Genomic DNA, 9,821 nt, shown 5'->3' on the forward strand with positions numbered 1-9,821 from the left:
TCTAAAAGCAGCGCTTCAGTTTCAGTGTTCGTTAACGTGACTTCAATATGGTCAATATTACTGACCAATACTCGCGTTTTACTATCTGTGATATTTGAACGGAAGTAACTAGAAACTCGTTTTTTGAGGTTTTTTGCTTTACCAACATAGATAACCTGATCGTCCACATCGTACATGCGGTACACACCAGGTTCTGTTGTTAATGTCTTGAGGAAAGGTTTGTAATCAAATTCAGTCATTTAAAAAGAACTTAATGACTACTATCTATATCAATCATTTTATGGCGAATAGCCAAGTGGGTTAATTCTACATCACCGCTCACATTGAGCTTTTCAAACATGCGATAGCGATAACTATTTACCGTCTTAGAGCTTAAGTTCAAGCGATCTGCAATATTTTGTGCTTTCTCACCTTTAGTGATCATGAGCATAATCTGCAACTCTCTTTCCGATAACGATTGGAAAGGGTTTTCGTCATTGCGGCCACTAAATTGCGCAAGGGCAATTTGCTGAGCAATTTCTGGCGCAATATAACGCTGGCCAGCATTGACCGCACGTATCGCATTGATCATTTCATCGGGGCCTGCACCTTTTGTTAGGTAACCATGCGCACCAATTTGCATTACCTTGCTTGGGAAAGGATCTTCACAATGTACAGTAAGCACAATAACTTTTACATCTGGACAGTAACGGCAAATCTTTTTGGTCGCTTCCAATCCACCAATACCAGGCATGTTCATGTCCATTAGCACAATGTCAGGTTCACTTTGGCGACAAAACGTTACGGCTTCTTCACCGGTTTTGGCTTCTCCTACCACTTTAAAGCCACGCACATCATCTAAAATGCGTTTTATGCCAGTCCTGACAAGTTCATGATCATCAACTAAAAGCACATTAATCAATGGCACACCCTCTACATATATATTGGTAAAAGGAGCGAAGCAACCAACAGCCCCGCTTCCAGATGTTTGAGATTACCACATATTTTTTAAAAGCATAACGATAGAGACAAGAGAAAAATACAATTTTGATATGAATTAACTAAATAGTTAATTCATGAAAGAAGCTTTGATTATAATTTCACCGCTTTGCGATTTTTGTTTCAGCCGCTACAGCATTTTAGCAATAGCGGCTCAAAGTAGGTTTATTTACACACTTCAACTTTGCTTGGAAAATTTATCGACCCAAAGTGCAATCACACCGTCACCAGTGACGTTACATGCCGTACCAAAGCTATCTTGTGCTAAGTATAAAGCAATCATTAAAGCCACTGCGCCCTCATTAAAACCTAGCATGCTGGTCAATAACCCAAGTGCAGACATAACTGCACCACCCGGTGCACCAGGAGCCGCAATCATTACTACACCAAGCATAAAGATAAATGGCAACATTTCTGATAATGACGGTACCACCATGTCAGGAGAAAGCAACATTACAGCCATTGCACAAGTTACTATGGTAATAGTCGACCCTGACAAATGGATCGTGGCACAAAGTGGTACGGTAAAATTAGCAACCTCTTCGTTAACATTATTGGATTTACTTGCACGAAGAGAAACAGGAATAGTTGCCGCGCTCGACATTGTACCAATCGCAGTAAAATACGCAGGTAGCATATTTTTGATTAATTCTAGTGGATTTCTACCAAGTAACAGGCCGCTCACCACAAACAAGGTGCTTAGCCATAACCAATGCATAATAATCGCGGCAAGCAATACCACACCAAACGTACTTAGGGTGTCGAATACCGTACCTGCTACTGCCATTTCAGCAAAAACACCAGCAATGTAAAGTGGTAATACTGGAATAATGACTTTCGCAAGCAGTGCATCTATCACATCTCTCGCTTCGTCAGTAACACCTTTTAGTTTAGTTAAACCGCACTGGCTCATTCCAATACCAAAGATAAATGCCGTTGCAAGTGCCGTCATCACTCCCATAAGCGGCGGGATCTCGATATTAATAAAGCTCTTAAGATGAGACTCTTCTACAGCCTGATAAGCAATGCCACCGTCAAAGAACGGAACGAAAGCATTAACTAATAAAAATGCCAACGTGCCTGCAATAATGGTTGACCCATAAGCAAAGCCGACAGTCTTACCAAGCAAGTGGCCCGATCCCTTTGGTAAGCCTGCTATACCTGAAGCAATAAAAAGCAGGATTATCAGAGGAATAGTAAAGCTGATAAGTTGCCCTATGATCACCTTGAAGGTGTATAAGAGCTCAACCAACACAGTTGGCAAGTACAGACCCGCCAAAATACCAGCGACGATCCCCGCCACTAGCTTCAATATAAGAGACATAGTTACTTCCTAGCAGATTTTCAAAGGCGTTGTTGTAACATGTTTTTGGCCATGTTTGCTATTAATTCGATGGAGATAAACCGATTTGTACATTTTATGTATACATATTCGCCACCTAACGTAAATAATTGCAACCTGCCGAGAATAAATTGTTTCGATTAATTGCATATTATCTAATACTGGAAAAGTCTCTGTAAAATAATTAAATTCATGCTTAAAGCTGTAACCTACTCTTTTGTCGCGCTTAGTCTATCTAGTCAAGCATGGGCACTAGACCCAAATAAAATCCCATTTATCGATAGTTCTGCAAAAATTGATGGGATACTTGAAGCCAATATTTGGCAACGTGCATTAGAAATAGATATCAACAACATCACTTGGCCATACGAGAACCAATCAAGTCCAGTACAAACTAAGGCCTACGTATATGAGAATGGTCAATCTTTATTTATTGCTTTTGATGCAAAGGACCCTAATCCTGAATTGATCCGCGCATTTTATCGTGACCGTGACCGCGCCTGGGAAGATGACCTTGTCGGCATTAAAATTGATTCATTTAACAACGCCCAAAGCGCTTATCAGTTTTTCATCAACCCACTAGGCGTACAACAAGACTCCATTGAAAACGAACTCACTAAAAGTGAGAATGGTTCTTGGAATGGTATCTGGGATAGCGTAGGAAAAATAAACAAAGGCGGTTATGTTGTTGAAGTTGAAATCCCACTTCGAGTATTGAATTTTAACGACTCCCTCGAGAGCAAAACCATGGCTTTAGAGTTTCTGCGTTTTTATCCAAGAAATGAAAGATTGCGTATCTCCAGCATGCAACTGCAACATGCAAATTCTTGCTGGATCTGTCAAATGCCCAAATATCAGGGATTTGCTAAGGCTAAGCAAAGTAGTAACTTTGCCGTTATTCCAACACTTGTCACCAATAGGCAAGAGTCTCGCGACATTGATGATGGTATTGCAGAGCCATGGCAAGCCAACAATAATGTCGAGCCGGGTTTAGACGTAAAGTGGGCTATCACACCGGACACGACGCTAAATGCAACACTAAACCCTGATTTCTCACAAGTTGAAGCTGACACAGGACAATTGAGCGTTAACAATAGCTTTAGCCTATTTTTCCCTGAAAAACGGTCTTTCTTTTTAGATAATTCTGATTACTTTTCTTCTCACCTTAACCTTATCCATACTCGGAATATTTCAGCACCAGATTATGGCGTCAAGCTTACCGGTAATAAAAATGGCCACACTTTTGCCGGATTTATTGCCAACGATGAAAGACTCAATGTCGTTGTTCCCGGAAATCTGGGCTCGAGTGTTGTCTCATTAGAGAGAAAAAGCCAAAACATGGCGCTTAGATATCGTCATGACCTAAACAAAACCTTGTCTATAGGCGTGACATCGACGACGAGGCAAAGCGACGACTATCGCAACCAAGTTGCGAGTATAGACGCCAAATACAAGCCTACAGATAACGATACCTTGCAGGTGCAGTTAATTGGCTCAGATACAGACTATGATAGTGCTTTTGCTGAAGCATTATGTGATAGTACGCTCGTTGAGTGCGACCTAAACGAAAGTGTACTCAGAGTGATTGACGAAGATGACCGTGGTGCTGGCTATTACGTTAATTATGAACATAATCGCAAGCATTGGAAGGCATTCACCAGCTACCAAGTTCGCGATGCCGCACTTAGAACCGATATGGGCTTTATCACTCAAGTCGACTTTAATAAATTTCTTTTTGGCGGTGAGTACCGTTGGTATGGCGATGACAACAACTGGTGGAACCGTGCACGTTGGTACGCCGACTGGGATATTTCCCACAACGAGCAAGGCGAGTTATTAGAAAAAGAAGTGCAAACTAACTTTGCAGTTGACGGCCCATTGCAAAGCTTTCTTGATTTCGGTGTTGAACATAGAAAACGCACTGGTCTGCGACATGATGAAACCCGTTTAGCGATTGACGGCAATACCGATCTATTTACCGAGAATTCACAGTGGACCTACATGGAGTTCAAGCCAATGGCTGGCGTTTTCGCAGGCTTGAAATTAAGTAAAGGAAACCGTGTTGACCTTGCAAACAACCGTGTTGGTGATTTGTACTTCGCCCGCCCGGTTATTAACGTCAATCTTGGCAAGCACTTTGAAGTTAGATTGCGCCACACATACGAAAAAATGAAAGCGGATGGCGCGGAAGTTTATAGCGCAAATCTGAGCGATATACGCCTGACTTACCAATTTAACATTAATAGCTATCTGAGATTGGCAATCATCAACACGGATATTTCGAGAAACCAGAGCAATTATAACGATGATGTTGATGCGACTTATAAAAGCATCAGCACCCAACTGCTCTATTCCTACAAGCTAAACCCACAAACCGTTTTCTTTGCAGGCTACTCCGATCACGGTTATCAAGACGATGATTTGTCAAAGATAACTAAAGACGAAAAGACGGTATTTATGAAGTTCAGTTATGCCTGGTTGATTTAAATATCAACCGTTAAATAACTATTAGCTATAAGCAAATTTGATATATCTTATAGCCAATCTTTCCTTTCGTTTTGCGAAATGCGCAGTAAAGTGATGGAATACAAGTAAACCTAGATTAGGGAACACAAATGACTAAAGTATATGCAGACAACAGTCTAACTATTGGTAATACACCGCTGGTTAAAATCAATCGCGTTTCTGGCGGCAATGTTTACGCAAAAGTGGAAGCGCGTAACCCAAGCTTCAGCGTTAAATGCCGTATTGGTGCGTCTATGATCTGGGAAGCTGAAAAAGCAGGTCTTCTTAGCGAAGGCAAAGAGCTTATTGAACCAACTTCAGGTAACACGGGTATTGCACTGGCTTTCGTTGCTGCTTCTCGTGGTTATAAGTTGACGCTTACTATGCCAAATACGATGAGCCTTGAGCGCCGTAAACTACTTAAAGCACTTGGCGCAAATTTAGTGCTAACCGAAGGCGCTAAGGGCATGAAAGGCGCGATTGAAAAAGCAAATGAAATCCAAGCAAGTAACCCTGAAAAATACGTGTTACTGCAACAGTTTGAAAACCCAGCAAACCCGAAGATCCACTTTGAAACAACGGGTCCAGAAATTTTTGATGCACTTGAAGGTAATATCGATTACTTCGTTGCAGGCGTTGGTACAGGTGGCACGATCACCGGTGTTTCACGCTATCTGAAAAATGAAAAAGGCCTAAATGTTAAGTCAATTGCTGTTGAACCAGTTGACTCGCCGGTTATCACTCAAACCCTTGCAGGTGACGAAGTAAAACCTGGTCCACACAAAATCCAAGGGATCGGCGCTGGTTTCATTCCAGGCAACCTAGATATTGAGCTGATTGATGGCGTTGAATTGGTGTCGAATGAAGATGCAATAGCAATGGCACATCAGCTGATGAAAGACGAAGGTATTTTAGTGGGTATTTCTTCAGGTGCAGCTCTAGTTGCCGCAAAGCGAATTGCCGAGCAACCTGAAAATGCTGATAAAAACATCGTGGTTATTTTACCAAGCGCAGCAGAGCGTTACCTAACTAGCCCACTCTTTGCAGACACATTCTCCGAACAAGAATTAGTACAGTAAAGATAGAGCTTCATATTCTAGATTACCAAGGGGCATGACTGCCCCTTTGTTTTTTATATTATTCCTTTTAATTTCACCTCCCTTCACTACACTTTATCTATTCGCTACTCTTTTTTGACTTAGATGATTGTAAAGACCTTATTACTCTTGTTTTCTCTCATGTTTAGTAGCTTCATCTATGGGGAGAATTTAAACGTCGCCTACTTTAAAGCTGGCGAGTTTCGCCTTGTACCTGGAGAAAAGTATCAAGGAGGTTACCTATATAATAAGAAGGGTAAAAATGCCTTCATTCATGTCGTGACATTAGATTGGCCACCTTATATCGGTGCAAACCTCTGCAATAAAGGCTGGGCCTTTCAGTTTGCTGTCGCACTGCTTACCGACTTAGATTATCAAGTGTATGTCGAATTTTTACCATGGGCTCGTGCTGTAAGAGCTGCAGAAACGGGCAAAGCTGATATCTTATTCCCAGAGTATTACATTGAGGACTCAGCTCCTTCTGACAATAACAAGAATAAAACTCGCAGAGAGCTACTTGCATTATCTAACGCTTTTCCTGGTGGTGAAATCGGTTTTTTGAAGCGCAGAGGCGAAGAAGACCGCTTTGATGGTAACTTAAACTCAGTTAAAAATGAGCTTATCGGTGTCGTAAGAGGCTATCAGAACACCCCTGAGTTTGATGCTATGATGGATAACGGTGAGTTTATAACGGTAGAGGCTGTTGATGATTTACAACTGGTGAAGTTGCTCGTTGGTAAGCGCGTAAATTTAGTTATAGGCGATCCAAAGGTGCTTCGCTTTACGGTCAATTATTCAGATTTGCCTAGAGCGGAGAAAATTGAATTGCTAAGAAACATTGAAAACGTGACACCGCCTATAAAGTATAATCACCTCTACTTTGCACTTAGCAAACAAAAACCACATTGGCGTGAATTGCTCAAAGACATCAATCGCAATCTCTATCAACTTGAAAACAGTGGTGAAACGCAAAGAATGATCGAAATGGTCAGTAACGAGTGTTATTAGCCTCTGCATTGAGCTTAACGCCTAAGCACGCGGTTTGTTCAATGCCTCTGCTTAAACACACCGCATTTTTAGCTAAAATACGCTTAGGAAAATCACTTTAGTTAATCCCTAAATATTTGTGCACTTGAACTGATAAGCGCCAATTTTTCGCTTTGCAATTGTCTATTGCGAGCTTAGTGGCCTTGGCTTTTTGGCTGATTGGCTGAAGATAAACTAGCTTTGGCTCAACTCCAGTTTGTACAAATAACGCCTCTAATTCCTCAATATGTTTTTGCATCGCGACAGGGTGCTTTATCTCATCGGCACGAGCCATTGCGCTTGGAAGTACTTTGTAACCCCCACGCATATTAATTTTTGGCGACACTGTAACCCAAGTGTCAGTTGGTGCGAGGATCTCAAATGTACCGCTGGTTTCAATCTGTGTGCTGTACCCTTTACTATGCAATAGCTCGCATAACGGGCGGAGATCAAACATACAAGGTTCACCTCCAGTGATCACCACATGTTTTGCTTGGTAGCTCCGCGCCTCAAAAATCGCCAAAATCTCGTCAGCACTCGCGTTCGCCCACCACTCTGAGTCAGCCTTTTTTTCTACAGTGTTATCCAATGAAACAATAAAAGTGTCGTTGGTTTCCCAGGTTTGTTTGGTATCACACCAAGCGCAACCAACTGGACAGCCCTGCAAACGTAAAAAGATTGAAGGCGTACCAGTGAAGCTTGCCTCACCCTGAATTGTTTCAAATATTTCGTTAACCTTGTACAAAATGGCCCCGTGTTTAAGATAAAGTTGTCGAAAAATACCGCGAGAAAATTGTCATTTCTCCAGCGGCCGTGTAGTATATCGCGCCCTGAAGTAAACCTCTATCAAAATCGAGGCAAATCACCTATGAGCGAAAAAGTTGTCGTAATCTATTCTGGCGGAATGGACTCTTACACTGTATTAAACAAGGCTGTCCGCGAGGGCCATGAGGTTTATGCATTGTCTTTTAACTATGGCCAGCGACATGTAAAAGAGCTACAAGTTGCCGCTGACGTATGTGCAAAACTCGGCGTTGCTCATAAGGTCGTTGATATTTCGGCTATCAATCAATTATTGTCAGGCTCCAGCCTAACAGATGATATCGACGTGCCAGAAGGCCACTATGAAGAAGAGAGCATGAAGAGCACGATTGTGCCTAACCGCAATATGATTTTGCTTTCTCTTGCTGTAGGTTACGCAGTCTCTCTAAACGCAAATAAGGTATTTTACGGTGCTCACTCTGGTGATCATGCTATTTACCCAGATTGCCGCCCAGAGTTCGTTAAAAAGATGGATGATGTTTGTCGCATTGCGAACTACGACGCCGTTGAAATTGTGAGTCCTTACCTTAATAACTCAAAAATTGATATCCTTACTGATGGTCTAAAAATGGGATTAGATTACGCTGATACTTGGACATGTTACAACGGTCGCGAAAAAGCGTGCGGTAAGTGTGGAGCTTGCCAAGAACGCCTCGAAGCGTTTGAGTTAAACCACGCGACAGATCCGCTCCCGTACGAACAATAGTATCGAAAAAGGCCTCTGTTGAGGCCTTTTTCATATACTTTTCAAGTGCTTCACTTTACTGGAAGCGTCATACCTTCAAACAGCTTGTCGATATCATCTTGATTTCGTAATAAGCTTGCACGCTCTACCACATCTTTTGTAAGATGCGGTGCAAATCGTTCGATAAAATCGTACATGTAGCCTCTTAGAAAGCTTCCTTTCCTAAAACCGATTTTCGTCGTACTTGCTTCGAATAAATGACTCGCATCGATACAAACTAAGTCGCTGTCAGATTTTTCGTCAAGTGCCATTGATGCCAACACACCAACACCAAGTCCTAATCTTACATAGGTTTTGATCACATCAGCGTCTGTTGCAGTAAACACGATGTGTGGCTCCAAACCATGAGCATTAAATGCTTTATCAAGCTCTGAGCGGCCAGTAAAACCAAATACATAAGTGATCAACGGATATTTAGCGACGTCTTGCACCGTCAGTGCAGTGCCTTTTTGTGCAAGAGGATGGTCTTTGGCGACCACAATACTGCGATTCCAGTGATAACAAGGTAGCATGACCAGGTCACTGTACAAGTGCAGCGCCTCGGTAGCGATAGCAAAGTCAGCATCACCTCGAGCGGCAGCATCAGAGATTTGCTGTGGCGTACCTTGATGCATGTGTAGAGAAACCGCCGGGTATTTTTTCATAAACCCTTGGATCACAGGAGGCAACGCGTAACGAGCTTGTGTATGCGTCGTTGCGATGTTCAGTTTACCCTGATCTGGTAAGGTATGTTCATTTGCGACCGCTTTGATCCCTTCCACTTTAGAGAGGATTTCACGAGCAATATTAATTATTTCATTACCTGCGCCCGTAACATGCGTTAAATGCTTACCGCTACGGCCAAAGATTTGGACCCCCAACTCGTCTTCAAGCATGCGCACTTGCTTTGAAATACCAGGTTGAGAGGTATATAAACTTTCCGCCGTCGCTGACACATTCAGGTTGTGATTCAACACTTCGACGATATATCTCAATTGTTGTAATTTCATATTGCTTTTATTCTTATGATCTCTTGATATTGAGCATCAGCCCATAGCAAAACCGCTTTTTGTTAGCGAGTTTAGTGCAAAGCGATAAAAACCGCCTGTTACGACCTAATGTAGGCTAGCACATTTGGTAAAAATGAGGTAGCCAAGAGGTAGTAAATATCAGCATTTTCATAGACACACTGACTGACATTTGACCGAATAACCAGCCTGTTGGCATGCTTTTGCGAACTCCCGAGCTAAATCTGGCGACTATCTTTCACTAAAACTAACCGCTCATTTAGGCATCGGCTATACTAAAAAATAATGAATTCTTTATC

The 9,821-nt window shown here is 42.1% G+C and carries 9 protein-coding genes; 4 read left to right on the forward strand and 5 right to left on the reverse strand.

Going from position 1 to position 9,821, the window contains the following annotated elements; genetic code table 11:
* From L1D50_RS18305 to L1D50_RS18315, 3 genes are all read right to left on the reverse strand, one after another.
* Positions 1–239: GIY-YIG nuclease family protein (locus L1D50_RS18305; RefSeq protein ID WP_239966552.1), on the reverse strand; the 239-nt coding region annotated here is incomplete at its 3' end.
* Between the two features lie 11 nt (positions 240–250).
* On the reverse strand, positions 251–901 hold the full coding sequence (gene uvrY, locus L1D50_RS18310) for a UvrY/SirA/GacA family response regulator transcription factor (RefSeq protein ID WP_010606537.1): 651 nt from the start codon (positions 899–901) through the stop codon (positions 251–253).
* 255 nt (positions 902–1,156) lie between these two features.
* The gene (locus L1D50_RS18315; RefSeq protein WP_128725208.1) at positions 1,157–2,302 is read right to left on the reverse strand and encodes a dicarboxylate/amino acid:cation symporter; all 1,146 of its coding nucleotides are present in this window, start codon (positions 2,300–2,302) and stop codon (positions 1,157–1,159) included.
* Positions 2,303–2,512: 210 nt separating this feature from the next.
* Between L1D50_RS18315 and L1D50_RS18320 the strand changes: the two genes are divergently transcribed.
* The 3 genes from L1D50_RS18320 to L1D50_RS18330 all read left to right on the forward strand — a co-directional run bounded on the left by L1D50_RS18320 (position 2,513) and on the right by L1D50_RS18330 (position 6,930).
* Positions 2,513–4,807 carry a carbohydrate binding family 9 domain-containing protein gene (locus L1D50_RS18320; RefSeq protein ID WP_128725207.1) on the forward strand — a complete coding sequence of 765 codons (2,295 nt, stop codon included), beginning with the start codon at positions 2,513–2,515 and terminating at the stop codon, positions 4,805–4,807.
* A 128-nt stretch (positions 4,808–4,935) separates the two neighbouring features.
* On the forward strand, positions 4,936–5,904 hold the full coding sequence (cysK, locus tag L1D50_RS18325) for a cysteine synthase A (protein ID WP_095727562.1): 969 nt from the start codon (positions 4,936–4,938) through the stop codon (positions 5,902–5,904).
* Positions 5,905–6,063: 159 nt separating this feature from the next.
* On the forward strand, positions 6,064–6,930 hold the full coding sequence (locus L1D50_RS18330) for a transporter substrate-binding domain-containing protein (RefSeq protein WP_239966553.1): 867 nt from the start codon (positions 6,064–6,066) through the stop codon (positions 6,928–6,930).
* Positions 6,931–7,027: 97 nt separating this feature from the next.
* Here the strand turns inward: L1D50_RS18330 and queE are convergent, their stop codons facing one another.
* Positions 7,028–7,693 (reverse strand): 7-carboxy-7-deazaguanine synthase QueE, encoded by a 666-nt coding sequence (queE, locus tag L1D50_RS18335; protein ID WP_138524937.1) that lies wholly within the window; start codon positions 7,691–7,693, stop codon positions 7,028–7,030.
* 123 nt (positions 7,694–7,816) lie between these two features.
* On the opposite strand from queE, the gene queC reads away from it, so the two are divergent.
* Entirely contained in the window at positions 7,817–8,476 is a 660-nt protein-coding gene (gene queC / locus L1D50_RS18340; RefSeq protein WP_128725204.1) for a 7-cyano-7-deazaguanine synthase QueC, read from the forward strand.
* A 50-nt stretch (positions 8,477–8,526) separates the two neighbouring features.
* Here the strand turns inward: queC and cysB are convergent, their stop codons facing one another.
* Positions 8,527–9,504 carry an HTH-type transcriptional regulator CysB gene (gene cysB, locus L1D50_RS18345; protein ID WP_128725203.1) on the reverse strand — a complete coding sequence of 326 codons (978 nt, stop codon included), beginning with the start codon at positions 9,502–9,504 and terminating at the stop codon, positions 8,527–8,529.
* Positions 9,505–9,821 lie beyond the last annotated feature (317 nt).

It is taken from the genome of Pseudoalteromonas sp. Isolate6 (genome assembly GCF_022398435.1).
GTDB lineage: Bacteria > Pseudomonadota > Gammaproteobacteria > Enterobacterales > Alteromonadaceae > Pseudoalteromonas > Pseudoalteromonas galatheae.